This window comes from Desulfotomaculum defluvii, from assembly GCF_054657375.1.
Map to the genome: position 1 here is coordinate 501,335 of NZ_BAAHYV010000007.1, position 25,766 is coordinate 527,100.

At 39.5% G+C, this 25,766-nt stretch carries 26 protein-coding genes, 1 tRNA gene, 1 pseudogene and 1 riboswitch; of the genes and pseudogenes, 19 read left to right on the forward strand and 9 right to left on the reverse strand.

What is annotated here, in order from left to right; genetic code table 11:
* Complete coding sequence (gene asrB / locus ACYQ03_RS09505) at positions 1–801, reverse strand: anaerobic sulfite reductase subunit AsrB (protein WP_459909484.1); 801 nt, start codon at positions 799–801, stop codon at positions 1–3.
* Positions 794–1,807 carry an anaerobic sulfite reductase subunit AsrA gene (gene asrA, locus ACYQ03_RS09510; RefSeq protein WP_459909486.1) on the reverse strand — a complete coding sequence of 338 codons (1,014 nt, stop codon included), beginning with the start codon at positions 1,805–1,807 and terminating at the stop codon, positions 794–796. The genes asrB and asrA overlap by 8 nt, the downstream gene beginning before the upstream one ends.
* A 540-nt stretch (positions 1,808–2,347) precedes the next feature.
* On the opposite strand from asrA, the gene ACYQ03_RS09515 reads away from it, so the two are divergent.
* The 7 genes and pseudogenes from ACYQ03_RS09515 to ACYQ03_RS09545 all read left to right on the forward strand — a co-directional run bounded on the left by ACYQ03_RS09515 (position 2,348) and on the right by ACYQ03_RS09545 (position 10,586).
* Positions 2,348–3,205, forward strand: coding sequence for a GGDEF domain-containing protein (locus tag ACYQ03_RS09515; RefSeq protein ID WP_459909488.1), 858 nt, complete (start codon positions 2,348–2,350; stop codon positions 3,203–3,205).
* Between the two features lie 264 nt (positions 3,206–3,469).
* Positions 3,470–3,820: a cupin domain-containing protein gene (locus tag ACYQ03_RS09520; RefSeq protein WP_459909490.1), complete on the forward strand. Its 351-nt coding sequence runs from the start codon at positions 3,470–3,472 to the stop codon at positions 3,818–3,820.
* Positions 3,821–4,002: 182 nt separating this feature from the next.
* A riboswitch (cyclic di-AMP (ydaO/yuaA leader) is annotated at positions 4,003–4,132 on the forward strand.
* Between the two features lie 168 nt (positions 4,133–4,300).
* The gene (locus ACYQ03_RS09525) at positions 4,301–4,954 is read left to right on the forward strand and encodes a potassium channel family protein (RefSeq protein ID WP_459909492.1); all 654 of its coding nucleotides are present in this window, start codon (positions 4,301–4,303) and stop codon (positions 4,952–4,954) included.
* An 18-nt stretch (positions 4,955–4,972) separates the two neighbouring features.
* Positions 4,973–6,307 (forward strand): TrkH family potassium uptake protein, encoded by a 1,335-nt coding sequence (locus ACYQ03_RS09530; protein WP_459909494.1) that lies wholly within the window; start codon positions 4,973–4,975, stop codon positions 6,305–6,307.
* A gap of 457 nt (positions 6,308–6,764) precedes the next feature.
* A pseudogene (locus tag ACYQ03_RS09535) lies at positions 6,765–8,264 on the forward strand (spore germination protein).
* Positions 8,265–8,284: 20 nt separating this feature from the next.
* Positions 8,285–9,481, forward strand: coding sequence for a Ger(x)C family spore germination protein (locus ACYQ03_RS09540; RefSeq protein ID WP_459909496.1), 1,197 nt, complete (start codon positions 8,285–8,287; stop codon positions 9,479–9,481).
* Positions 9,482–9,485: 4 nt separating this feature from the next.
* Positions 9,486–10,586: a GerAB/ArcD/ProY family transporter gene (locus ACYQ03_RS09545; protein ID WP_459909498.1), complete on the forward strand. Its 1,101-nt coding sequence runs from the start codon at positions 9,486–9,488 to the stop codon at positions 10,584–10,586.
* A 29-nt stretch (positions 10,587–10,615) separates the two neighbouring features.
* Here ACYQ03_RS09545 and ACYQ03_RS09550 read toward each other — a convergent pair whose 3' ends face one another.
* The 5 genes from ACYQ03_RS09550 to ACYQ03_RS09570 form a co-directional block, all read right to left on the reverse strand.
* Positions 10,616–11,356: a class I SAM-dependent methyltransferase gene (locus tag ACYQ03_RS09550; RefSeq protein ID WP_459909500.1), complete on the reverse strand. Its 741-nt coding sequence runs from the start codon at positions 11,354–11,356 to the stop codon at positions 10,616–10,618.
* Positions 11,353–11,661: a J domain-containing protein gene (locus ACYQ03_RS09555; RefSeq protein ID WP_459909502.1), complete on the reverse strand. Its 309-nt coding sequence runs from the start codon at positions 11,659–11,661 to the stop codon at positions 11,353–11,355. Before ACYQ03_RS09555 ends, ACYQ03_RS09550 begins: the two co-directional genes overlap by 4 nt.
* 106 nt (positions 11,662–11,767) lie before the next feature.
* Entirely contained in the window at positions 11,768–12,325 is a 558-nt protein-coding gene (locus ACYQ03_RS09560) for a hypothetical protein (RefSeq protein WP_459909504.1), read from the reverse strand.
* Positions 12,326–12,595: 270 nt separating this feature from the next.
* On the reverse strand, positions 12,596–13,087 hold the full coding sequence (locus tag ACYQ03_RS09565; protein ID WP_459909506.1) for a hypothetical protein: 492 nt from the start codon (positions 13,085–13,087) through the stop codon (positions 12,596–12,598).
* A 621-nt stretch (positions 13,088–13,708) separates the two neighbouring features.
* On the reverse strand, positions 13,709–13,903 hold the full coding sequence (locus tag ACYQ03_RS09570) for a hypothetical protein (RefSeq protein WP_459909508.1): 195 nt from the start codon (positions 13,901–13,903) through the stop codon (positions 13,709–13,711).
* A 283-nt stretch (positions 13,904–14,186) separates the two neighbouring features.
* Between ACYQ03_RS09570 and ACYQ03_RS09575 the strand changes: the two genes are divergently transcribed.
* Entirely contained in the window at positions 14,187–14,513 is a 327-nt protein-coding gene (locus tag ACYQ03_RS09575; RefSeq protein WP_459909510.1) for a type II toxin-antitoxin system HicB family antitoxin, read from the forward strand.
* Positions 14,514–14,599: 86 nt separating this feature from the next.
* Here ACYQ03_RS09575 and ACYQ03_RS09580 read toward each other — a convergent pair.
* Positions 14,600–14,697, reverse strand: a tRNA-Sec gene (locus ACYQ03_RS09580).
* Positions 14,698–14,995: 298 nt separating this feature from the next.
* Here ACYQ03_RS09580 and ACYQ03_RS09585 point away from each other — a divergent pair.
* Positions 14,996–15,481 carry a CBO0543 family protein gene (locus ACYQ03_RS09585; protein WP_459909512.1) on the forward strand — a complete coding sequence of 162 codons (486 nt, stop codon included), beginning with the start codon at positions 14,996–14,998 and terminating at the stop codon, positions 15,479–15,481.
* A 10-nt stretch (positions 15,482–15,491) separates the two neighbouring features.
* Complete coding sequence (locus tag ACYQ03_RS09590) at positions 15,492–15,644, forward strand: hypothetical protein (RefSeq protein WP_459909514.1); 153 nt, start codon at positions 15,492–15,494, stop codon at positions 15,642–15,644.
* Positions 15,645–15,740: 96 nt separating this feature from the next.
* On the opposite strand, the gene ACYQ03_RS09595 is transcribed toward ACYQ03_RS09590, so the two are convergent.
* Complete coding sequence (locus tag ACYQ03_RS09595) at positions 15,741–16,166, reverse strand: hypothetical protein (RefSeq protein ID WP_459909515.1); 426 nt, start codon at positions 16,164–16,166, stop codon at positions 15,741–15,743.
* 369 nt (positions 16,167–16,535) lie between these two features.
* Here ACYQ03_RS09595 and ACYQ03_RS09600 point away from each other — a divergent pair, with 369 nt between their 5' ends.
* The 9 genes from ACYQ03_RS09600 (at position 16,536) to ahbA (ending at position 25,745) form a co-directional block, all read left to right on the forward strand.
* Complete coding sequence (locus tag ACYQ03_RS09600; protein ID WP_459909517.1) at positions 16,536–17,498, forward strand: polyprenyl synthetase family protein; 963 nt, start codon at positions 16,536–16,538, stop codon at positions 17,496–17,498.
* A 12-nt stretch (positions 17,499–17,510) separates the two neighbouring features.
* Positions 17,511–18,152, forward strand: coding sequence for a precorrin-2 dehydrogenase/sirohydrochlorin ferrochelatase family protein (locus tag ACYQ03_RS09605; protein WP_459909519.1), 642 nt, complete (start codon positions 17,511–17,513; stop codon positions 18,150–18,152).
* The gene (gene hemA, locus ACYQ03_RS09610) at positions 18,127–19,515 is read left to right on the forward strand and encodes a glutamyl-tRNA reductase (RefSeq protein WP_459909521.1); all 1,389 of its coding nucleotides are present in this window, start codon (positions 18,127–18,129) and stop codon (positions 19,513–19,515) included. Before ACYQ03_RS09605 ends, hemA begins: the two co-directional genes overlap by 26 nt.
* 13 nt (positions 19,516–19,528) lie before the next feature.
* Positions 19,529–20,458, forward strand: coding sequence for a hydroxymethylbilane synthase (gene hemC / locus ACYQ03_RS09615; protein ID WP_459909523.1), 930 nt, complete (start codon positions 19,529–19,531; stop codon positions 20,456–20,458).
* 5 nt (positions 20,459–20,463) lie between these two features.
* A complete protein-coding gene (gene cobA / locus ACYQ03_RS09620; protein WP_459909525.1) occupies positions 20,464–21,996 on the forward strand; it encodes a uroporphyrinogen-III C-methyltransferase in 1,533 nt (510 codons plus the stop codon).
* A 43-nt stretch (positions 21,997–22,039) separates the two neighbouring features.
* Positions 22,040–23,212 (forward strand): putative heme d1 biosynthesis radical SAM protein NirJ1, encoded by a 1,173-nt coding sequence (gene nirJ1 / locus ACYQ03_RS09625; protein ID WP_459909527.1) that lies wholly within the window; start codon positions 22,040–22,042, stop codon positions 23,210–23,212.
* A gap of 94 nt (positions 23,213–23,306) precedes the next feature.
* Entirely contained in the window at positions 23,307–24,287 is a 981-nt protein-coding gene (hemB, locus tag ACYQ03_RS09630) for a porphobilinogen synthase (protein ID WP_459909529.1), read from the forward strand.
* Between the two features lie 3 nt (positions 24,288–24,290).
* Positions 24,291–25,283, forward strand: coding sequence for a putative heme d1 biosynthesis radical SAM protein NirJ2 (gene nirJ2 / locus ACYQ03_RS09635; protein WP_459909531.1), 993 nt, complete (start codon positions 24,291–24,293; stop codon positions 25,281–25,283).
* Positions 25,284–25,745, forward strand: a complete 462-nt coding sequence (ahbA, locus tag ACYQ03_RS09640; RefSeq protein ID WP_459909533.1) for a siroheme decarboxylase subunit alpha — start codon at positions 25,284–25,286, stop codon at positions 25,743–25,745.
* Positions 25,746–25,766 lie beyond the last annotated feature (21 nt).

A 25,766-nucleotide genomic window follows, 5' to 3' on the forward strand; every position in this document is an offset into this window, starting at 1 on the left:
CTAATCCATTAGGTTCTTGGCTTTAGTAAAGTTAAAGACTGGCCCTTCTAAGCATACATAGGTGTCGTCGATTTTACAGTGGCCACATTTCCCTATGCCACAGCACATTTTTCTTTCGAAGGAAACCCAAATATTTTCTTCGGTGATGCCAAGTTTTAAAAACTCCTGGACAGTATATTTCATCATCACCGGAGGTCCTACAACGATAATTCGTGCTTCTTCAAGATTGGGTATTTTGATTTCCGGCACCCATTTGGTAATTAAACCTTCTTTACAATTCCAGGGTGTATCACCCAACATTTTGTCAACTGTGACCAGTACATTAAACTGGTTGGCCCAGAGGGCTAAATCTTCTTGAAAAAGAATATCGGAAGGGCTTTTAAAACCGGCTAAGAGATCTAGTTGAGATAAATTTGACGGATTCCTGTAAAAGTGGTTGATGATACTCTTTACTGGAGCTAGACCTGTACCTCCTGCAGCAATGATCAGTTGTTTGCCTGAAAATTCAGGAACCGGAAAGCCATTGCCGTAAGGGCCACGGATAAAGAGATGATCCACTTTATCTAACTGGTGAATAATATTTGTTACCTTACCCACCCGGCGAATGGTCATTTCTATATAGCCCTCGCCAAAATCACTAATGGATATGGGACATTCACCGACACCGGGTATGGAAACCTCGACAAATTGACCCCACTGGGGCTTGATGTCGCAGGCCAATTGGTAAGTCCAATCCACCTCGGTTTGTTTGGTAATGTTAATAATTTGTGACTTGAAAGGAAGATAAGGGTTGTTAGACATGAGGCTTCACCTCCTGCATAGCGTTGGTTAGTTTATTTAAACAGATTGAGAAAGAGATGTATTCCGGACAGACATCATCACAGCGTCCACAACCAACACACATGTGCTTGCCAAATCTCTTCTTAAAATCATAAACTTTGTGCAAAACCTTAAAGCGCATACGTTGACCTTTTTCCGGGCGAAAACTGTGGCCACCGGCCATATCTGTGAACCCGTCAATTTGGCAGCTGGCCCAAACCCTGCGGCGTTCGCCACACTTTGGATTATCTTTGTAAAATATATCCTGCATTGTAAAGCAACTGCAGGTGGGACAGGAAGTATTGCAGCGACCGCAGGCAATACAACGATTATTATATTCTTGCCAGATACTAGAACCCGACACTAAAGGGTCCAGGTTCTCTGGTATGCTGACTGTAATTGCATTTTCAGTTACAAACTGAGGGGTTACTTCACTGGGGATGCCCCAGGTGGCGAATAAGCCCTCTAAATCTTCCTTGACATGACAGAGGAAATGTTCTTGTTCCGGACGTATAGAAAAAATGTAGTTTTCGGTAGAGTTTGTACCCATCGAAGCACAGAAACAGTTGGCAAAGCTTTGGATGCAATCCATCAAGACGAATTTTAATTTTTTTCTTCGTTGTTCGTAGTAATAGTCTGAATAGGGACCGTTATCTAACAAAATTTGATCTAAGCGGGAAATGGCATGAATATCACAGGAGCGTAGAAAAATGATCGTATCTTTTTCAGGTTCCTTTGGTTCACGGTATTCATCTTCTGTGAAATAAAAAAGTGTTTGAGTAATGGGATAATAAATTTCCTTAGGAGAAAAGTAGGATTTTTGATTAAAGACAACCTCTTCAATGCAGGTAATTTCTCCATAACCTACTAGATCAGTGTCAGAGAACCTACCTTTGTTTTTTAATAGCACTGGAGCATATATTTTGTAATGCTGCCTTAGTTGTGAGAGAAGTTTGTTCAAGGGTTCACTAGACAACTTATAACCCATCCAAAAGCCACACCTTTCTTTAGGAGTATAAACTAACCATAACATAATGAGTTCAAAAGTAGTGTGATACAAGTCACTAGTAAGGAATTCGATCAAATTTTTTCATAATATGACTTATTATATTGCCTAATTTCAAAAACACTTAACAACGTTTGCCTGCTGTCTATTGAAGTTAACAAAGGGTGAGACTAAAGTAGAGATGCTTAGAGGGTTCCTAATCATTTACGCCTAGTCTCTTATTTGCACAATAAATTGCTGTAGGGCACGCATTACAATATTACGCAAATTTAACACTTGGTAAAAATTATCTAGAATTGTCATTTAACTTAATATATATTAAGTTCTAGGGGAGATGAGGTAGGCGGGGTAATGAAGAAAAAAATCGGTCAGTAGCCCTTAGTTTTCCCTTTATGACCTTGTATTAATTTAAAAAACGGGCTATTATGGCGGTTATAGGTTTTGTAGCCGTCCTGGTTACTCTATTGGCATTTCATTGTTACTACTTGGTGCCCATAGCTATGTGTAAAGGCAGGAATATAAATGATAAAACAATTTCCTACTGAGATAATAGATATTATTTTAGAAGAGGCCTCAGTTGGTATAACACTAGTGGACGAAAAAGGAAACGTAACATGGTTTAACAATCAGGCTTGTCTTTTACTAGGTTGGAGTAATGAAGAAGAATCGTTAAATACTGTGCTCAAATGTCATTCTCAAGAGCTTAATAACAAGGTTATAGATAAAATAAACCATGTAAATACCAGAGAATGGCATAGCGTTATTAAGCTTAATGGAAGATTCATTGAAAACGTATATACACCAATTCAGGTCAAAGATCGTTTTACAGGTGTTATGATAATCACTAAAGATGTAACCGAGAGAGAGAAAATGGTCGAAGTGATAAAGAAGGCCTCCGTTACTGATAACCTTACAGGTCTCTACAATAGAAGGTTTTTTGATACTGTCTTCAATGAGCTAATTGCTAATCAGAAACCCTTTGGAATAATTATGGCCGATATTAACGGTCTTAAATATACAAATGACAATTACGGACATGAAGCCGGAGATAAACTAATAATTCAGGCTGCGGAAAACCTTACCCAAAGTGTTAGGAAGGCAGATTATGTTTTTAGATTTGGCGGAGATGAATTTGTAGTGCTGATATGTGAAGATAATCCTGACGCTATTACAGCCATTTGCTCAAGAATAAAGGAAAAGAATATTCTACCTAAGCCGAACAGTCCTATAGGTGTAAATCTAAGCATCGGTTTCTGTTCTTCATCGGAGGTAAACGAAGTAAAAGAAATTTTCACTTATGCCGATCAAAAAATGTATCAAGATAAAAGAAGATTCTACCAGTATGAAGGAAAATTTATAAAGCGAGATATGCCTGAGTGAAATACTCAGGTTTTTTTGTAATTAAAGTATGACCAATAACAGTAGATGGATCAAAATACAAAATGTGTAGTCGCCTATTTAATTTAATTAGCTAATAAACAAGGTGATTTGGACATTATTGTTATCCATGTTTTTACTTTAAAAAGAAATAAATAAGCCTAAGAATATCTTTACGGAAATTGAAGAAATTAAAGAAAAGGTCATAAGCGAGGGTTTCAGTACTGTAGCTACCATAAAGCTTCTTAAAATTACAAGGGAGGTAACATGATGTATAAAGAGAAAATTACAGATAAAATTATATCTGTGGACAAACCTTTTGCCAAACGGATTATTTATCAGGATGACAATGTTGTTACGTTTGTGCTCAACTTTAGACCAGGGCAGGCGTTACCACCTCATACACATTACCAGTCCACGGTAGTTATACATGTATTCGCTGGTCAGGGCGAAATAACAGCTGATGAAAACACTGTTACGGTTACTACCGGGGATATAGTGACTGTTAAAGGTAATGAAACTTTAAGTGTTAAAAATACTGGTAGTGAGAACCTTACCCTCTACGTTAATATGGCACCAAGACCATCGGATAGTAGGTATAATGCGGATATCGGTTAAATACTTAAGCCACCAACGGGTGGCTAATTTTTTTACCGGTATGTTTTATAAATATAATTAGAAATTATACAGTTCTCATACATTGAATAAGCTTTAGATGGAAATATTAATGAAATGGTTATACATAGCTCAAAATGGCGTTGTACATTTTAAATTTTTGAGTGTAATATCGATTCAAATCTAATATCAGAACGCTGAATTCTTTGTAAGCGGGGGAACCAATCTTACTGGGGTTAATCCACTTTTTGTGGTAGGGGTTACTCTTCGACCCGAATCCGTCAGCTAACCTCGTAAGCGTCGAAGTGCTGTTCCCATTGTACTTACGGGGCTATTTGTTATGCAAAAAACTAACGGCACTTAGTCGTTAGTTTTTTAGTTTAATTGCATTAGTTATTCTTAGTTAATATCCAGTTAAGGTACTTATTAGAGGAAGCTTTGTAGTTAATACTAGCTCATGGGTTACATAAGGAGGAGTTTCAAATGAAACAGTTTGCAATCTTTGGACTTGGTAGGTTTGGTACAAGTGTTGCTGTTACTTTAACGAAAATGGGCTATGATGTTTTGGGTATAGATATAAGTGAAGATAGAGTTAATGACTTAGGGGACGTCTTAACCCAAGCGGTGAAGGTAGACTCTATAGACGAAAATGTTTTAAAATCTCTTGGGATTAGAAATTTTGATGTAGTGGTTGTTGCTATAGGAAAAGATATTCAATCCAGTATTCTTATTACACTTATGTTAAAGGAGTTTGGTGTTAAAAAAGTAGTGGCAAAGGCTCAGACTGATTTACATGGAAAAGTTTTAGAGCGGGTTGGTGCGGATAAAGTGGTATACCCTGAAAGGGATATGGGTATTAAGGTGGCCCAAGCCCTTGTTTCTAATAACATTATGGATCTGATCAAACTCTCTCCTGAACATAGTTTGGTGGAGATGGCAGTACCTCCTGATTTCATAAATAAGTCACTTGAGAAATCAAAGGCCAGGCAAAAATTTGGAGTAAGTATTTTAGCTATTCGTAGAGGTTCAGATATTATTATTTCACCTGAACCAGGTCAAGTTATGCTGGAAAAAGATATTCTGGTAGTAATAGGCAAGAATAAAAACCTTCAAAAGTTTGAAACCTTTGACTTTTAGCACTTGGAGGCATGACTTATGGCATTAACCAAAAAAATTAACCCGCCTCTTTTCATCATTTTAGGTTTTGTAATTATTATATTGATTGGCGGCTTACTATTAGCCCTTCCTATTGCTTCATCCTCTGGAGAAAGCTTAGGTCTGCTGAATTCATTATTTACTGCAACCTCCGCTTTATGCGTAACAGGTCTGGTTGTCTTTGATACAGGCACTGTATACTCCTTATTCGGACAAGTTGTTATAATGATTCTTATTCAACTGGGCGGACTAGGTTTTATGACCTTTGGTGTTACTACAGCAGTATTATTAGGGAAAAAAATTGGTTTAAAAGAGCGATTATTAATACAGGAATCTATTCATTCTATGACAAGCTCAGGTCTTGTCCGTCTTACTCTTAATATATTATTAATTACTCTACTATTTGAATTAATTGCAACGTTAGTACTCACATTCCGCTGGTATGGTGAAATGGGTTTACTAAAGGCACTTTATTACGGTCTGTTCCATTCGGTATCTTCCTTTAACAACGCTGGTTTTGCATTATGGCCTGATAGTTTATCTAGATATGTTGGTGATCCTATTATCAATTTGGTTATCAGCAGCCTATTTATAATCGGTGGCATAGGTTTCATTGTCATCATGGATCTATACCAAAAAAAGAATTGGAACAGACTGTCCTTAAATTCTAAAGTAGCGCTAATTACTACAGCTATTCTTTGTGTGGCTGGGTTCATATTTATTCTGATGATGGAATCTATAAACCCCAAAACCTTTGGAGAACTAAGCCTTGGTGAAAGACTATGGGCTGCCTATTTTCAAGGGGTAGTCCCAAGAACAGCTGGTTTTAATACCATTGATATTAGCCAGATGATGGCAGCCTCTCAGTTATTTATTATCTTCCTTATGTTTGTTGGAGCTTCCTCTGGCTCAACTGGAGGCGGTATTAAAACTACAACCTTTGCTATCTTAATCTTATCTTTGTCCAGTATTATTAGAGGCCGAAGTGAGGTTTCGATTTTAAAGAGAACCGTAGGAACTGATATGATTCTTAGAGCCCTAGCGGTTATCATTATATCTTTGGGAGTTGTAATGACCTCAACTCTGCTATTAACTATTACAGAGCATAGTCTTCAAAGAGATTTTCTTGAGGTACTATTTGAGGCAACATCTGCCTTTGGGACAGTTGGATTATCTATGGGATTAACGGGAGACCTTTCTCCCCTTGGTAAACTAATAATAATAGTGACTATGTTTATTGGTCGCTTAGGCCCACTGACAATGGCCTATGCACTGGCTCAAAGAAGCCTTAAACCTAATATTCGATATGCAGAAGAAAAGGTCTTAATAGGATAATTTTTAAAAACATGGCTTTGCTTCCAAGATAATTCTGCCCCTTCTGAACGTTTCAGAAGGGGCAAAACTTTTACTTGAGAAACTTTTATTCAAATAACCTTTTCCGCATGGGACAAACCCAAGCTGCGTAGCCGTAGCCATAATCTCGGCGTCTAGCTCGTACATCAGGTGAGCACTTGCCTTTTGTCGTCCTCAAGAAGTTTCTTTATTCGGATACTACTATATTGACGTAAGCAAGGTCTGTAGTAAAAATGGCTGTATAAGAATTAATGCTATGAATTATATTAATATAAATATTTAACCAAATGAGGTAAAAATGGTGGTATTTGTTAGACATTCTCATAAAAGAAGAAGTAGTAGGAATAATAAGCCCAAAGATAGCACTGACAGCGACAATGGTAATAAATCTGAAGATCTATCCAAGGACATTAGTTCTAACATTGAAATGTTAAAGCAAATGATGGGTTACGCAAGTGACCTGATGGTGAGAGAGTTTACAATCGATTCTGTAATAGAGATTAAAGCTGCAGTTATGACCATTAGTGGGTTGTCTGCAAGAAATTTAATTAACGACCATCTGCTGGCTACGTTGATGCATGACATTAGGTTTAATGATATTAGTAGCAGTCAGGTTTTTTTTGAAAAAATTAAACAATATGGTATATCAAATGTTCAGGTTCATGAAGAAGTTAGCGTTAAAAATATTGCCCATGAATTGATTTCAGGTAATACAGTCCTTTTTCTCGATGGGATCTACAAGGCGCTGATAGTAGGAAGCTAGGGTTGGAAGGATCGGTCAATATCTGAGCCCATTACAGAAAATGTGGTTAGAGGCCCTAGAGATGGTTTCAATGAAACTATCTCTAACAATACTGCACTGATTAGGCGTCGTATCAAGAGTCCCAATTTACGGGTAGAAAAATTAACAGTTGGCCAACAAACAAAGACTGAATTGTGTATTGTTTATATAGATGGAATAGCTCGGAAAGAAGTAATAAACGAAGTGAGAAACAGGATTAATAAAATTGAAATTGATGGAATCTTGGAAAGTGGTTATATAGAAGAATTTATTGAGGATACTCCTATGTCCCCCTTTCCTCAAATCGAGCACAGTGAAAGACCGGACAAGGTAGCTGCAGCCATACTTGAAGGTCGAATCGCCATTCTGGTTGACACTACTCCTTTTGTTTTGATCGTTCCGACAGTATTTTTACAGTTTATTCAGTCTGCCGAGGACTATTATGAACGTTTTCCCATTGGGTCTCTAACGAGGGCTGTTAGGGTTGGTGCTTATTTTATTTCAGTTATCCTACCTGCTCTTTATATTGCTCTGACCAGCTTCCACCAAGAAATGATTCCTACTCCTTTAGCCCTCTCCATTGCTGCCTCCCGTGAGGGAGTTCCCTTTCCTAGCATTGGTGAGGCAGTGATAATGGAGGCCACTTTTGAAATTCTCAGAGAAGCAGGAATCCGCCTGCCAAAGCAGACTGGCCAAGCAGTCAGTATTGTGGGAGGTTTGGTTATCGGTCAAGCAGCAGTTCAGGCTGGTATAGTTTCCCAGGCTATGGTTATAGTAGTAGCCTTAACAGGGATTAGTTCCTTTGCCATCCCGGCTTTTAATGCAGCTGCTGCCGGACGTTTGCTCCGTTTTCCGCTGATGTTTCTTGCTTCTATTCTAGGCTTACCGGGAATTCTAGCTGGTCTTAGTATAGTCCTTATTCATTTAAATGGACTTAGTTCTTTTGGGGTTAACTACTTGAGCCCAGTTACATCGGGCAAGAAAGATAAGTATAAGGATATCATCTATAGAAAACCTTGGTGGGGTATGGGGCATCGTCCCGCAAATATTGCTGGGAAGAATAAGACGCGGAGAAATTCTCAGATGACACAGAACTTAGGTACAGCTTCAGCTGGTCGTGATTCTAGCAGCTCTGATCATGCAGAAAATAATACTTAGAAGCACTTAGGGGGGATTTGGTGAGGCGTATTATCTTGACGCTATTGGTACTATTCCTACTTTTTTTCCAAACTGGTTGTTGGAATGCCAGGGAAATTAATGAACTGGCTTTTGTCCTCAGCTTGGCTTTGGATAAGGCTGACAATGGTGGATTCACGATAACAGCCCAAATGGCCAAACCAGATACCCATAGTAAGACGCCAAGTGGTGGTGGAGGTGGTGTTGAAAAGGAAAGACCCTTTTGGGTGGTTTCCAGTACCGGTTCAACAATCTTTGAAGCCATCCGCAACATGAGCTCCATCTCTTCCAGGCGTATCTTTTGGTCCCATATTAAGCTAATTATTATTGGTGAAGATCTGGCAAGGGATAATATATACGAAATTTTTGATTTTTTTAGCCGCAATCCTGAACTTCGCTTGCGTACATGGGTTGCGGTTTCCCCTGGTGAAGCTGGAAAGTTATTAGAAGTTGCCCCGATGATGGAAAGAGAACCTGCCTCCTTTATGGAGAAATTAGTTGAAAGGAGGGGGTTGACTGGTAAGGGTTATGGCATAATGCTTAAGGATTTTTTGCAAGATTACCTTGAACCTGGCATATTTCCGGTAGCTTCAAGAATTGTTCTGGCAAATAATGAAGACAGGAGCACTTTAAGACTGAGTGGGGCAGCTGTTTTTGGCCCAAACAAATTGGCCGGCTGGTTGGGTGAAAGGGAGACCCGAGGGCTATTATGGCTTAACAATGAAATAAACAATTCAGTGATGGTTGTACAATGCCCTTACGATGACTTGCCTGTTACATTGGAGATTAAAAAAGGCACTACATCAATTAAAAGTAATTTTAAAAATGGAAAACCATATTACGTCATCCAAGTTGATGCTAGGGGCAATCTCACCGAAAAAGCTTGCATGACAGATTTTACCGATCCCCAGGCCTTAGAAGGTCTCGAGGAAGCCTTAGCGACAGCAATTCATGATGATATAGTGAACACAATTAAAAATGCACAGAGTCTAGGAGTGGACTACACTGGTTTGGGGCTTGCACTGCATCGCCAGCATAAAGAAGTATGGCATAAACTAGAAAAGAATTGGACTCAAATATTTCCTGATGCAGAAGTTGTAGTATTTGTTAAAGCTGATATTCCACAGCTTGGACTATTAGGTAAGCCATTGTCTCCAATAACAGCTCCTAATGAAAAAAACCCAGAAATGGGGGAGTAATAAGATGGATGATAGGATAATTATTAACTCTAATCAACTTAAAGCCATTGTGGTTTGTGCTACCTGGCCTACGGTAATCAACTACGGCAGTGGTTTTTTAGCTAGAGAGGTTGGTATAGACATGTGGCTAAGCGGGGCTATCGGTGTAATAACTGCTATACCTTTAATCTATATTAGTCTATATATTAGCCGTAACTTCCCGGGAAGAACTATCGTTGAATACAGCCATGACTTATTAGGGATTTTACTAGGCAAGCTTATGGGGTTAATACTTACGATATATTTTTTGCTTTATGCTGTAAGTGCCATATCTATGTATATTCATCATCTTACTGACTTTTTATTACCAGAAACACCCTTTCTAGTGGTAACGATATTGCATGTATTGGTGATAACATATTTTGTTTGGCACGGTCCTGGGGTTATTGCCAAAATGGGTATTGTTGCCTTTACCATGGCTATATTATTTCATTTTTTAGTATTTTTGGCCTCATTACCAGAGATAGATTACAGTGAAATCAGGCCTTTTTTTGACTCTGGTCTTGTTGAGGTAAGCAAGGCTAGCTTGACAGTCCATACCTTTATAGGGATGATTTGGCTGTTCATACCTATGCTTCTTCCATCGATAAGTGATCAAGAGAAATCCTTTCGTTCAATAGTAATTGGTTTAGCTATTGGCGGATTTTTCTTTGTTTTTTATTTTATTGTCGAAATAATGATTATGGGCCCCCAGGTGGTTGCCTTAATGCGTATTGCCAGTATGGATTTCGTTAGATCCATTCAGATAACACAGTACTTGCACAGGTTTGAGTCTTTTATGGTGGCTCTATGGTATTGGAGTATATTGGTACAAGCAGGTACTCTAACCTACTGTGCTTTAGCAGCCTTTATGCAAACAGTAGGCATTAAGGAAAAAAAACCAAGTTTGTTTATTTTCTTAGCTATTATTCTCGTTGTACTTACCTACTATATGGCCTATGATAGGGTCTTCTTCTTAAACTTAAGGGAATTTGACTGGAAATATTATTCTCTCCCTATTCAGTTTGGGATACCTACTATTCTTCTTATTGCTTTAGGTTTTAAAAAGATGTTTGCTAAATATTAATTGAATTAAATATAATCAGATAAGGATTTCTAATTTTTAATAACTCTTACTGCTATAAAAGCTGCTGCTTCCGGCATAACAACTTTTCCTAGAGATTCAAAGACCCGATAGAACTTTAAAAGCACAGGGTAATTAATAGGAGGAAAGTAGATGGCCCTCTGCCAGGTCTCGTCGGTAAACCCGGCATTACGAAGTAGCAAAGCTACTTCATTTGAACCGAGGAATCGAGCCTGGCTGTACACGGATGGCTTTCTCTTAGCCCTTAGTTTTCTTAACATCGTCCAGGGACTGTAGCGATTAAGAAAGGCTAAGATTAAATATCCTTGCGGACGTAATACACGATAAATTTCTTTTATTACAAGCTCAGGATCTTCGCTAAATTCAAGCATTAGAAAACAAATTACTGTGGCAAAGCTTTGATCGGAAAAAGGCAGTTGGCTTGCATTTGCTTGCATGAATTTTACGTTAATAGACTCCTTGGCTGCCTTATACCGTGCAATGTGGAGCATTTTTTCTGACATGTCAACTCCAGTAGTGGAAAAGCCTTTACGAGCTAATAGGAGAGAATTGTTCCCGGTTCCACAGCCCACATCAAGAACTGGTTCAATACAATTGGCTTCGTAAAACGTTGATAAAAGTATCTCCCGTTCTATACGACTGCTAAGGTTACCCAATGACGTTCTTTCCCAGCTATCATAATGTTCGGCAATATTGTCAAAAGTAACTGGACGGAGTATTTGGTCCTTGGCCCGGAATCTTTTTTTGATCAAAGAAGGTCACCAAACCTTTCTTTCCACCACTCAAAATAAGCTTTATCATCTAGTGGTGGCTCGCCTGTAGGCCTAGCACCGTTTTTATCTATAGTGTACCTGTCTCTATTTCTATATTTGGTCAGTATTTCATAGGCTTCAGAAATAAATTTAAAGTTTTCGCACATGCTTGGATCATTGTCGTTTAGGTCAGGGTGGTATTTTTTAGCTAACTGTCTATATGCAGACCGTATATCTTCTATATCTGCTTCTTCCGAAACACCAAGTATCTTTCTAGCTCGTTTTTTTAATTCTAACGAATTCATAATCAAATCACCCGCTAATCGGTATCTACTATCTCCCTAATTTCTACGGCAGCTATAACATCTTTTTTGCAAGGCTTTAAGTGGTTCAGTGTATGGTATATAGTAGCTAAATAATGTTGACTACCTTTACTTTAAACCAGTAGGAGATAGTGTTATCACCTTTTCCCCAGTCAACTAATAGATTATATACATATACACCTTCTTCAGAAGGTATGGCTATACTATTTTTATTAATGGGTAATTCATTTAACTCGTAATCACTATTTAGTAGAAACGCCTTGTATTTTGGCTTTTCTAAGTTCTTAACTTCCTCAGCATTAAACTCTATTAACGAATTAGGTTTTAAATCTGTTGTTTCCATTAATTTGGTTTTTCTTTCTTCTAAGCCAAATGCTGTATTTCCAATAACGCCATTTACTTTTCCGGTGAAATTTGCATCTCCACGAATCCAGGGTACATTCATTGATGCACAACTAATAATAAGCTTAGGATAATATGACGGATAGTTAAGTGTTTCAGGGTCGATTAGGTTTGTAGAAACTTCTTGGGTAGTATCTTTAAATTGCTGGGGTTGGGTTACAGAGAGATCACATTGCTTCTGGTTAGAACATCCTATTATAAAAAGTAATAAAACTACCATAATAATTATTTTTGGTAATTTCATAATACATCACCAAACTTATATAAACTATTTTGAAGATATATTCTGCAAGTTTTGGATATTTCCTCCTAAAGAAAGTGAACATTTCACTTTTGAAACGGTAAAAAAAGAGCCACTGTTCCGTTTAACTACTTGGCTCTCAAAACGGAACGGTGGTTCTATGCTACTGGAAGTGGCTAATTTCGACCCAGAATATTCAGCGGCTGGAAGTCCTGCCAAATTGATTCTAAAGAAATAGAAATATATTACCTTGCTCTGGGACTAAACGCTGATTTAAGAAAAGAGCTCCATAAAAATTTTATATAGAGCGTAGATTCCACCTAACGACCCAGAAGCCAATAATATTCTAACTATTAATTTGTAAAAGTTTGTCGAGATGGTATAAACATCCGAATTTAGATTTCTAATTTCTGAATTTAAGTTTTTAATATCAGTGCTAATATTGTCAATTTTTTTACCTAGCTCGCTATTCACACTGTCCAAGCGTTGTTTCATAAAATCTTCCTGGACAATTAACTTATGAATTTCTAAAACATTTTTATGAACTTCATTATTTAATTTAAAATAGTTATCATTAAGTTTGTTATTTATCTTATCTATTTTACTGTCTAACAGATTAATCCGATCTAATATCAGTACCTGGAAGGCCGATGATACTTCACCTTGGGAACCACCTTTTTTGGTAATAGCATCATATACTTCATTAACTCTATTCATGGTTTCTGCTGTTATTAATTTTTCTATTTGCAATCTGTTTTTTTCCATATTCAACCCTCCAGTCCCTACACATTATGCAAAAACAGTAAAATGGGTGAATATGGATATTACCACCATCCCAAATTGGTTGAGGTTCTTTCAATACCTAAAGCAAGATCAAATAAGGCCATGTATGTGAAGAAAAAATTGCTGCCACCACCTATCACATGGGCTTGGGCATCCTGCAAAGTGAATAAGTTTTATAGTTACTGAAGGAATAACCCCTAGTCAGTGGCACTAGGGGTTATTCAAGGAAGTACAAATGGTAATGGTTAGGGAACCATTTGCTGTTGGTATAATATGGTTTTTAATATGTCAAAATATAAGTATTCAAGAAATATAATTATTCTCTGAACAACGAAAGAATTGTCGCAATATAAGACGGTTTTAATAATCATGCCTTGCGGCATTTTCGATGCAGACCTGGCAATAATATGAAGGAGTAGATTTATACATAAAAAGATAGCACCTGTAACGTTCCCCAAAGCTATCCGGTCTTTTGAAATTTTGATATTACTGGTTCTTCGCCCAAGATTACCATCCACCACCTTTGGATAAGCATTAATGTAAAAGCACATATAAATCCAAGGTATCAGAAAAAGTAGTTTTTGAATAATTTCATACCAATAATCAATCTTTAAAACCGTTTATTATTACAATCGTTACTAAGGTAGCTAAAACATAAACACCTATAATATCCCAATCAATATCAAAGGCAGGGCCATCTATAGCATAATTTACGACAAAGTATGTTATTAAAAAAGCAATTGTTGTTATAGCAAAATCTTTGAATCCTTTTTTGAATTTAGTACTTAATTTTTTCATATTTGCACAACCTCTCTAAAACTCCCATTGCCAAGGCAAAGCTGACAGCCTGCATACTTATTGCACCTCAAAACAATAGAATAATAATTGATTGTGCTGCCTCCTAAGATAGGAGCAGCACTTTTCTTTTTAATAAACGACAAATAGCCGAATTTGCTACAGTTTTATACTATTATACAGTTAGATAAAACTTATTACTTCAAAATAATGAGCAAATGGCAGGTTTAAGCATTAGATCCTTAGAATTTCTAAATGTAGAATTGAGAACGTTCTAGGTCAGGGAATGGCGGGCATTAGACTGACAGATGATGAAGGGGGAGGGTGGTTTGCAGAAATTCCTTCTCTTCCCGGGTGTATGTCCGATGGTGAAACACCTGAGGAAGCTATAACTAACTTAAATGATGCTAAAAGAGCTTGGCTTGAAACAGTGTTAGAACTTGGCAGGGAAGTCCCAGAACCAGCCTCTGATGATTATTGCGGACAAATTAGGGTTCGCATGCCGAAATCACTCCATAGAACCTTATCTGAGAGAGCTAGGGAGGAAAATGTTAGCATAAATCAACTTATCATTTACCACTTATCCCGCGGAGTGGGGCACCCTGCAAAGTAAATTAGTTTTGTCGCGACTGGTTTTATATTCTACAGATAAAAAGGACTTATCCATTAACCTATTGGATAAGTCCTTTAATCCTTTACTGGCGGGAGTATGTGAGAATCGAACTCACCATGGACAGGAACACTGCCCAACGACTGGTTTTGAAGACCAGGAGCACCACCAGGCACCATCTACCCCCATAATTATTGACTTTCTTCCTATATCACAGGCCCCATGAATCTGAGACCAGTTGCATACGTATTTTAACAAAGATTCTCCTATAACTCAAGTATATAAGGAAAATTTATAATTGTTCAAATGTTTTTCTTTGGGATAAGTAAATTGAAAAACTTTGCTCATTTTAAAAAACTTAACTGGTTATGAACTATTTTTTATGCCAATAAATAAAAACGGGAATGATATACATAATTTGATAGTTACGACAAGTTTGATTAATAATACTACAGTATAACAATAGTTAGTAAGGAGCTATAGATTTGAGCATAGATATTTTACTACTTGCTTCTGCATGGCTTATTACAATAATTTTGTTAGTGGTATTTGTACCACGTAATAAAATTCGCCACGGAATTTTGATTTTTTTATTTAAACAATTTATTACTTGGATACTAGGCCTAATAGTAGCCGAATTCATTTTAATTGAATATCCTGTGCGTTCATTTCCACGGGCTACTCGGTCAAGCTTTGATTTTGAATATTTTGTATACCCTGCACTTTGTGTCTTATTTAATCTACATTACCCAGTGAATAAAAATTTCTCAGCACAGCTCATGCATTATGTCTATTTCTGCTCAGGTATAACGGCAATAGAGATAACTCTCGAAAAATATACCAACCTAATTGAATATATAAATTGGGCTTGGTACACTACTTGGATTAGTCTTTTCATTACATTCTATTTATCACGCCGATTTTATCTTTGGTTCTTTAATCTTGAAAGGCAAAAGGAATGGGAAAGTTGATGAGCTTGTAGTGGATCATAATTGTGAGTCCTACCAAGTAAAACGACTTTTTATCGCTGATAATAGTGTGCACTTTAATGGTATTGGAGGACCCAATCCTACGCTGACTACTGAAGCGTTAGCTACTCGAACAGCAGGAAAGTTAGCAAGTATATATTTTTGATAAAGCATGAGAGAGCCCATTTAGGGTACTCTCTCATGTGTAAATTGTAACATAAAGAAAGGAGCTGCAGTTCCAGCTCCTTATACCTTGCCAAGATTATTGTTTATTATTGCGTTTATTTTGCCATAACTCTTTAATTTGGGCTGCTTGTTCCTGGGTGATAATTCCTGCCTTAACTACTTCTTCTAATCTTTTGTTATTTGCATTTTGCCAATAGTTACGACGTTCTTCCTTTGGTAAATCTTTTATCTTTTCTCTCTCTGCTTTACTTTCAGCCATTTTGGATTGACGGAACTCAGCCCATTTATCTGCTTGCTCTTGGGTAATGATTTTTTTATTGACAAGTTCCGTCATCATTTCATTGAAATGATGTTTGCCATGGCATACCTGGGAATAGATCTGGTTTGGTTGATTTATAACCATGGTATCCGTATTTGCAAAAGCACTTGTGCCAAAGGATAGAATCGTTCCACCAATGATAATTGTACCAAGTAAACCTTGGATACCTTGTAATTTTCTCACATAATCCCACCTTTCAGAATTTATAAACCCAATTTTGCAAAATATTTATTATGCTTAAATTAGGCTTACATTACTCTTATTGTGGACATCTTAGCGAAATATATTTAGTTGAACTTCTGTATATAGAACCAAAAAGTACTATTGGAAATAAAATGTAAAAATTATTTAACATTTGCGACTATATTGACTATTTATGAGTGAAAAATGGGATGTTTTTTGATAATAGCTTACCACATATGGTAAAATGATCTTAACCCTTTTTTATAAACATTACTGGTTTGTTTGTAAGGGAGGAATTTTTTAACTATTGGCGAATAAGTACCAGTTATGGTGGTAAGATAAGATTTGCAAGTAGGTGACAGATAATATATGCTCGATTTCTTTAGCCAAGTTAGGGAAGATCTACAGATTGTTGAGCATGAAATAAAAGCCATCGTTAAGTCCCATGATCCGCTATTAACTGAAACATCCATGCACTTATTAAATGCCGGAGGAAAACGCTTACGTCCGGCTTTTGCACTTTTGGCTGGAAAATTTTACAGTGATAATTTAAAGGATCTTTTTCCACTGGCAGTGGCATTGGAACTTATTCATATGGCTACTTTAGTTCACGACGATGTAGTAGATGACTCTCTAACTAGACGAGGTAACCCAACTGTAAAGGCCAATTGGGGTAACCGTATATCTATGCATACAGGAGATTACCTGTTTGCTAAGTCTTTGGTACTGATTTCTCAGTATGAGAACCCTTTAATTGCAAGGGTGCTTGCTGATACCAGTGTAATGATGTGTGAGGGTGAGATACACCAAATTTCAACAACCTATAGTGTGTATCAAAGTTGGCGAGATTATTTTTATCGAATAAAACGTAAGACAGCTCTATTGATTGCAGCCAGCTGTCAACTGGGAGCAGTAGCAGCCGGGGCTCCAGAGGTAGATCACAGAAACCTTCGAAGGTATGGACATCACCTAGGTATGGCTTTTCAAATTACAGACGATATTTTAGATATGATGGCAGATCAGAGTGTTCTTGGGAAACCTATTGGTGGTGACTTACGACAAGGTATTTTGACTATGCCAGTAATATATTCCCTTGAAAAAAGCCCCCAACGAGACCGCCTACGCCAGCTCATAGAGATAAAAGATAAAACAAATGAACAGGTTCATGAAGCCATAGCTATTATTAAGGCAGCTGGTGGTATTGACTATGCATTTAATGCCACAAAACTATATATTCAAAAGGCTAAGAAAAGCTTAACCCATCTTCCAAATAAACCTGTTAAACAAACCTTTTATCAAATTGCTGATTTTATCGGTATACGGAGGTTTTAAATAAAGCTAACAATGACAGATTTATATCCGGTTTTTTTAAATTTACAAGACCGTCTTTGCTTAGTTGTGGGGGGCGGACGAGTGGCAGAACGAAAGGTCACCTCATTATTGGCTTGTGGGGCTAGGATCAGAGTAGTCAGCCCGGAGGTAACATCTAGTATAAAGGGATGGTATCTTGCAGGCAGATTGGAACTAAGAGAAAGGGTTTATCAAGCCATTGACTTAGAAGGGGTTTTTCTAGTCTTTGCTGCCACCAATTCTTCTGTGGTAAATTGCAATGTGATTAATGATTGTCTAAAACGACAACTGGCTGTAAATGTGGCGGACAACCCCCTGAATAGCAATTTTTTTGTACCTTCTGTAGTTAGAAGGGGTAAATTAGCCATAGCTATTTCAACCAGTGGAGCCAGTCCTATGTTGGCTGCTAAGGTCAGACGGCAATTAGAACAAAACTTTGGGCCAGAGTACGAAGAATATGTTGATATTCTGTTAGACCTTCGTGATCAAGTACTAAATGATATAGAAGATATTGATTTGCGGAAGAACATATTTAAGGAAGTTGTTGAATCAGACATACTGGAACTGCTCAGAGAAAAAAAGTACGACCAGGTAAAGGAGCGCATTAAAGATGCTTATTGCGGTTATCGGAGTTAACCACCGCACCGCCCCCCTTGAGGTAAGAGAAAAACTTGCTTTTACAGAGTGGGGAATGAAAGACTCATTAAAAAAACTGATGTCTTTTCCAGGTATTGATGGTTGTGCCATTGTTTCTACTTGCAACAGAACAGAAATCTATATAGCCCCGATGGTATTGGATACAGGGATGAGTTCGGTGTGGTCTTTTTTATCTGAGAAATCTGGCCTGGATATTTCTGAGATAAAAAACTTTACCTTTTGTCATACCTTGTATGATTCTATACGACACTTGTTCCGGGTAGTGTCCGGACTGGACTCTATGATTTTAGGTGAAACTCAAATCCTGGGGCAGGTAAAAAAAGCTTACGAACTGGCTTTGGAAGCTAAAACAACCAATGTGGTACTGAATACTCTATTTCAGCAGGCAATCACCACTGGTAAAAGAGTAAGAACAGAGACAGGAATTGACCAAAACCCAGTATCCATTCCTTACGCTGCTGTAGAACTGGCAAAGCAGGGCTTGGGTGCTTTAGATGGCCGCTCAGTATTAGTGGTGGGTGCCGGGGAAATGAGTGAATTAACGGCTGTAAATCTGGTGGCCAACGGAGTATCCAGTGTTATTGTTTCCAATCGTTCCTTTGACAGAGCAGTACAATTGGCGGAAAAATTTAATGGTACAGCTGTAAAATTCGACCAGCTGTTTCAATATATGAATCGAGCGGACATCGTTATATCCAGTACAGCTGCCCAGCATTACGTAATTAAAACCACGGACATGCTGAAGGTAATGGAGCAACGAGAGGGCAAACCAATCATGATGATTGACATTGCTGTGCCACGGGATATTGATCCAGAGGTTCGCAAGATTGCTAATGTTACCCTCTATGATGTAGATAATCTACAAAATGTTGTAGATGCCAACCTAGAAGTACGAAGAAAAGCAGCGGTATTGGCCGAAGGAATTATCGAAGAGGAACTAGATGAATTTATGCGCTGGCTTTCCACAAGGTTTGTGGTTCCAACCATCACTGCTCTAAAAAAGATGGGTGAAGAGATAAAAAATAGAGAATTGGTACGGGCTTATAACCGTTTGGGTGAATTAACTGACAGGGAGAAAAAAATTATTGGTTCATTGGCTAACTCCATTGTTAATCAACTTTTGCATAACCCCGTAATAAAACTTAAACAGTATGCCCTCACACCGGAAGGGCATTTATATACAGAAATAACTCAGAACATTTTTAACCTAGAAGTGGAAGGTCAAAAGCCTCAGGCTAAATCCTTACCCGAAAAGAAAAAAGCTGCAGGAGGTCTGGACCTTAACAGTAGTTGGGATAAGGGAATAGCTGCCATGGTGGCAGACAGTCGATGCAGGGAATAATAGGGAGGCTTCCATGAAACATAAAATAACCGTAGGCAGCAGAGATAGTGCCTTGGCCATGTGGCAAACCCGGTGGGTGGTTGAACAGTTAGAAAGGCTCAACCCCGAAATTGATTTTGAAATTGTCACCATGAAGACAAAGGGTGACAAGATGTTGGATGTGGCCCTGGCTAAAATAGGTGACAAAGGTCTTTTTACCAAGGAATTAGAAGTAGCTATGCAGCAAAAGGAAATTGATTTTGCAGTACATAGTTTAAAGGATATGCCCACAGCATTGCCCAAAGGCTTAGCCCTGGGAGCAGTTTGTAAAAGAGATAATCCAGGTGATGCACTGATTTCTAAAGACGGGAGGAAGTTGGATCAGCTTCCCAAAGGGGCTAGAATTGGTACATCTTCCCTACGCCGTTGTGCTCAATTATTAAACTACCGCCCAGATTTTAAACTGGAAGCACTGAGAGGTAATTTAAATACCCGTATGAAAAAGCTGGTGTCTGAGCGGTTAGATGCCGTCGTCTTGGCAGCAGCCGGTATTACTCGCATGGGCTGGGAAGATATGATTGCTGAGATTATCCCCTTTCAGGTTTGTTTACCGGCAGTGGGGCAGGGTGCCATTACCGTTGAATGCCGGGAAGATGACCAGGACATTGTAGAATTATTGAAGGGTATTGAACATCATCATACCCGAGTAGCTACTGATGCAGAGAGGTCACTGCTCCGCTACTTGGAAGGTGGTTGCCAAGTTCCCATAGGAGCCCACGGTGAAGTGAATAATAATAAGCTTTTCCTTACCGCAGTTGTGGCCAACCTGGATGGTACCCAGGTTATTCGGGCCCAGGGAGAGGCTGACGTTAGCAGAGCAAAGGAACTAGGAATAGAAGTTGCAGAAAAACTTTTGGCCATGGGCGGCAAAAAAATACTGGAACAAGTTAGAGCAGGGGAATGATGACAATGACAAAGGGTATTGTTTATTTAGTAGGAGCAGGTCCTGGGGACCCAGGATTAATTACTGTTAAAGGATTAGAATGTATTCGTAAAGCAGATGTCCTAGTCTATGACCGTTTGGCCAGTCCTAGGCTGTTGATGCATGCCCGCCAGGATACTGAAATGATCTATGTGGGAAAATCACCAGACCGTCATGCTATGGTACAAGAAGATATAAATCAATTGTTGGTGGATAAGGCCAGGGAAGGGAAGGTTGTAACCCGTTTGAAGGGTGGAGATCCCTTTGTTTTTGGCCGTGGCGGCGAAGAAGCAGAATTACTAGTGGAAAATAATCTCCCCTTTGAGGTGGTGCCGGGAATTACCTCGGCCATCTCCGTACCAGCCTATGCGGGTATTCCCGTGACACACCGGGGTTATACCTCTACCTTGGCCATAGTCACAGGGAACGAAGATCCCGGCAAGGACGATTCCAGCATTGCCTGGGATAAAATTGCCACCGGAGCTGGTACCCTAATATTTCTAATGGGAATGGGTAATTTAGCTGGAATCTGTGCTAGGTTAATTGAATATGGGCGCTCCCCAGAAACCCCTGTTGCCCTAATCCGTTGGGGTACCAGACCAGAACAAAGAACTCTCGTTGGTACCTTAGATAATATCCATCAAAGAGCAAAGGAAGCCAACTTTAAAAACCCAGCTGTTATTGTGGTGGGTGAGGTTGTTAAACTTAGGGAAAAATTAGCCTGGTTTGAAAATAGGCCTATGTTTGGCAAAAGGGTTATCGTAACACGTTCTCGGGAACAGGCCAGTGTACTTGCTGAGGCCATTGAGGCTTTAGGTGGTGAACCCTGGGAATTTCCTACCATTCGTATTGCGGATCCCGAGGACTATACTCCTCTAGATAATGCCATTGCCGATGTAAGGTCCTACCGCTGGGTAATCTTTACCAGTGTCAATGGTGTAAAAAATTTCTTCCAGCGTATGAGTGAAAACAAAAAGGACATTAGGGATCTTAGCGATGTACGTCTCTGTGCCATTGGACCCAAAACCCGTGAAGAGTTGGAAAATCGAGGTTTAGCAGTGGATTATGTACCTGGTGAGTACCGTGCCGAGGAAATTGTGGAAGGTCTTAAGGGGAAAGTGCTGCCAGGTGATCGGATTTTGTTACCCAGGGCAGATATTGCCCGTAAACTTCTGCCTCAGGCATTGGAAGAAATGGGTGCTCAGGTGCATGAAGTAGTTGCCTACCGTACGGTTTTAGGCGACGGTAATGCTGCAGCTATTCGGGAGAGTTTGGCTAATGGTGATATCAATGTGGTTACATTTACTAGTTCATCCACGGTGCAAAATTTTGTTAAACTAATAGGAGAAGAAGGATTGCCACAGTTAATGGATAAAGTGGTTGTGGCCAGTATAGGACCTATTACATCCAATACCGCCAGAAAATTAGGTCTACGGGTGGATGTGGAAGCAAAGGAATATACAATTGACGGACTTGTACAAGCCATTACCGATTATTATATAGGCCAGGCAGATGCTTAAGGCATCTAGAACTGGACAAAATTTATAGAAAAGTGGGAGCTCTATGATTGGTATTAGCAAGCTACTCTGTGGAACAGAAAATTTTGGTGATTCCTTGCGCTATGCCCATGGTTCAAAGGGGCAGGTAAATGGTGCAGTGGCTGGTCATGGGCCAGTGGTGGTTTGGAACACTACCAGGACTTGCAATCTAAAATGCCGACACTGTTATTCTGAGTCCGATAATAAAAAATATAATGAAATGAACACCCAGGAAGCCAAACAGTTTATCGACGACTTGGCAGAATTCAAGGTGCCAGTAATTTTATTTTCCGGTGGTGAGCCGCTGATACGACCGGATTTTTTTGAATTGGCTGAGCATGCCAGCAAGAAGGGTATACGTACCACAATTTCCACCAATGGAACTCTTATTACACCGGAAGTGGCCGCACGACTTAAAAAAATAGGTGTGGGTTACGTTGGCATTAGTTTAGATGGTATTGGTGAAGTCAATGATACCTTCAGGGGACGTAAGGGAGCTTATGACGCAGCTTTGTCAGGTATTCGGAACTGTCTCGAGGTTGGTCAGAGAGTTGGTCTGCGGTTTACCATAAATCGTCATAATCATAAAGAATTAAATCAGATCTTTGATCTCATTGAAAGGGAAAATATCCCTCGAGTTTGTTTTTATCATTTAGTTTACTCCGGTCGGGGCAGTGAAATGATTAAAGAAGACATTTCGCCCGAAGAAAGCCGGGCTGCTTTGGATTTAATTATTGAACGTACTCAGGATTTCCACCGGCGGGGACTAGATAAAGAAATATTAACAGTTGATAACCATGCTGATGCCATATATCTTTATCTAAAGCTCCAGCAGGATAATCCCGAACGGGCCAAGCAGGTTTTGGAACTACTTTCTCTCAATGGTGGTAACCGTACGGGTATTGCCATAGGGGAAGTAGACTGGGAAGGAAATGTCCATGCCGATCAGTTTACCCGTAACCACCGTTTCGGTAATGTAAGGGAACGTAAATTTGGCGATATTTGGACAGACCTGAGCCATCCTATCCTAGCCGGCCTAAAGGATCGGAAAGCACTATTAAAGGGCCGCTGTGCCAAATGTAAATGGCTAAATCTCTGTAACGGTAACTTCCGAGCCCGGGCGGAAGCTGTTCATGGTGATTTCTGGATGGAAGATCCCGCCTGCTATTTAACCGATGAGGAAATAGGTTTAGCTTAAATATCTAGCCATCAACTACTTGCTCTTTGTCCAGTGGTTGTTGGCTTATACTATATTTTAGGTATCAAGATGCTACTTTGTGGAGGTTTTAGATATGCCCCAATTTCCGAAGATTCGTCACCGTCGCTTAAGACTTAATGAACGTGTAAGGCGTTTAGTCAGGGAGAATCATCTATCAGTGGATGATTTAATTTATCCCGTTTTTGCCACCTATGGTCAAGGTGTACGCCGGGAAGTTACCAGTATGCCGGGGGTTTACAATCTTTCCATTGATCTATTAATAGAGGACCTCAAGAGAGTAGAAGAGTTGGGTATTCCAGGAGTAATTGTCTTTGGAGTACCAGAGGAAAAGGATGAAGTTGGTTCCGGTGCCTACGATCCCGAAGGAATTGTCCAGCAGGCCGTCCGGGCCATTAAGAAAGCCTACCCTGAAATGTTAGTAATTACAGATGTTTGCCTGTGCGAATATACTGATCACGGACATTGTGGTTTAATTAAAGGTCATACTGTGGACAACGATACCACCCTGGAACTGTTGGCTAAAACGGCCTTATCTCATGTTCAGGCCGGTGCAGATATGGTAGCACCCTCGGATATGATGGACGGCAGGGTAGCAGCAATCCGGGCCAAACTGGATGCTGAAGGTTATGCCGATGTGCCTATTATGGCTTATTCCGCTAAATATGCTTCAGCTTATTATGGGCCCTTCCGGGAGGCAGCTGGCTCTACTCCCCAATTTGGTGACCGTAAAACTTATCAAATGGATTATGCCAACGCAGACGAAGCCATTCGCGAAACCCTACAGGATATAGAAGAAGGGGCAGACATTGTGATGGTCAAACCTGCCCTAGCCTACATGGATATTATTCGCCGGATTCGAGATGAATTTAACTATCCGGTGGCTGCTTACAATGTTAGCGGAGAATTTTCTATGGTGAAAGCGGCAGCCCAGTTGGGTTGGGTCGATGAAAAGAAAATCGTACTAGAAACACTTACCGGCTTAAAACGTGCTGGGGCAGATATAATTATTACCTACCATGCTCCGGAGGTTGCCAACTGGCTGAAGGAGGACTAACTATTGATTATTTCCTGGAATACAACAAACGCTTGCAACCTGTATTGTGAACATTGTTACCGGGATGCCGGCGTCAAAGCCGAGGAAGAATTAAATACCGAAGAAGGCAAAAGACTACTGGATCAAATTGCCGAAGCTGGCTTTAAAATAATGATTTTTAGTGGTGGAGAACCCTTAATGAGACCAGATATTTATGAACTGGTGGCCCATGCCAAGTCAAAGGGATTAAGGCCGGTTTTTGGCACCAATGGTACCTTGATTACCCAGGAAGTAGCCCAACGTCTAAAGGATTCGGGAGCCGCTGGCATAGGTATTAGCCTAGATAGTGTTGATTCTGCTAAGCACGATAAATTTAGGGCTCAACAGGGCTGTTGGCAGGCTGCGGTAGAAGGCATGAGAAACTGTCGCAAGGTTGGGCTGCCTTTTCAAGTTCATACCACTGTCATGGATTGGAACTATCATGAAGTAGAGGAGCTAACAGATTTTGCCGTAAAGGAAGGTGCAGTGGCTCACCATGTTTTCTTTTTAGTACCCACTGGCCGAGCTGTCAATATTGAACAGGAATCATTGCGGGCAGAACAATATGAAGATTTACTAAGGCGTATTATGGAGAAGCAGAAACAGGTGAACATTGAGTTGAAGCCCACCTGTGCGCCTCAATTTATGCGCATTGCCAAGCAGATGGGTGTTGATACACGGTTTCAAAGGGGATGCCTTGCCGGTACTGCCTATTGTATTATCGGACCCAAAGGTGATGTACAACCCTGTGCTTACTTAAACATTCCCCTGGGAAATGTAAAGGAAATGTCCTTTGTGGACATTTGGAAAGATAACCCCGTATTAAAAGAATTACGGACTATGGACTATAAGGGTGGTTGTGGTACCTGTGGCTTTAAGAAGCTATGTGGGGGCTGTCGAGCTAGGGCATATTTTTATCACGGAGACTACATGGCTGAAGAACCCTGGTGTTTATACCACGGGCGAAAGGGGTATTAGATGCAACTGGATCATGTTGATAGGCATCTGCTTGATGTAGTACAAACAGATTTCCCTATTTGCACGGAACCTTACAAAGTGATCGGTGAAAGAATTGGTATCTCCGAGCAGGAGGTATTAAGTCGTTTAGAACGACTTATGCAACAGGATGTCATACGCCGTTTAGGCGGTGTTTTTGACTCCAGAAAGCTAGGTTATAAAGGTACACTTTGTGCTATCAAAGTTCCATCCCACCGTATTGATGAAGTTGCTGAAGTGGTGAACAGTTATATTGGTATTACTCACAACTACTTACGGGATTATGAATACAACATGTGGTTTACCATTTTGGCCCAATCACCGGAAAAGGTAGAACATATTCTCAGTGAAATAAAACAGAAGACTGGGATTAATGATGTTATTAATCTGCCTTCTCAAAGGTTTTTTAAAGTGTTGGTGAATTTTAAGGTAAGCAAAAGGTAGGAATAAATTGTTAGTGAGGGA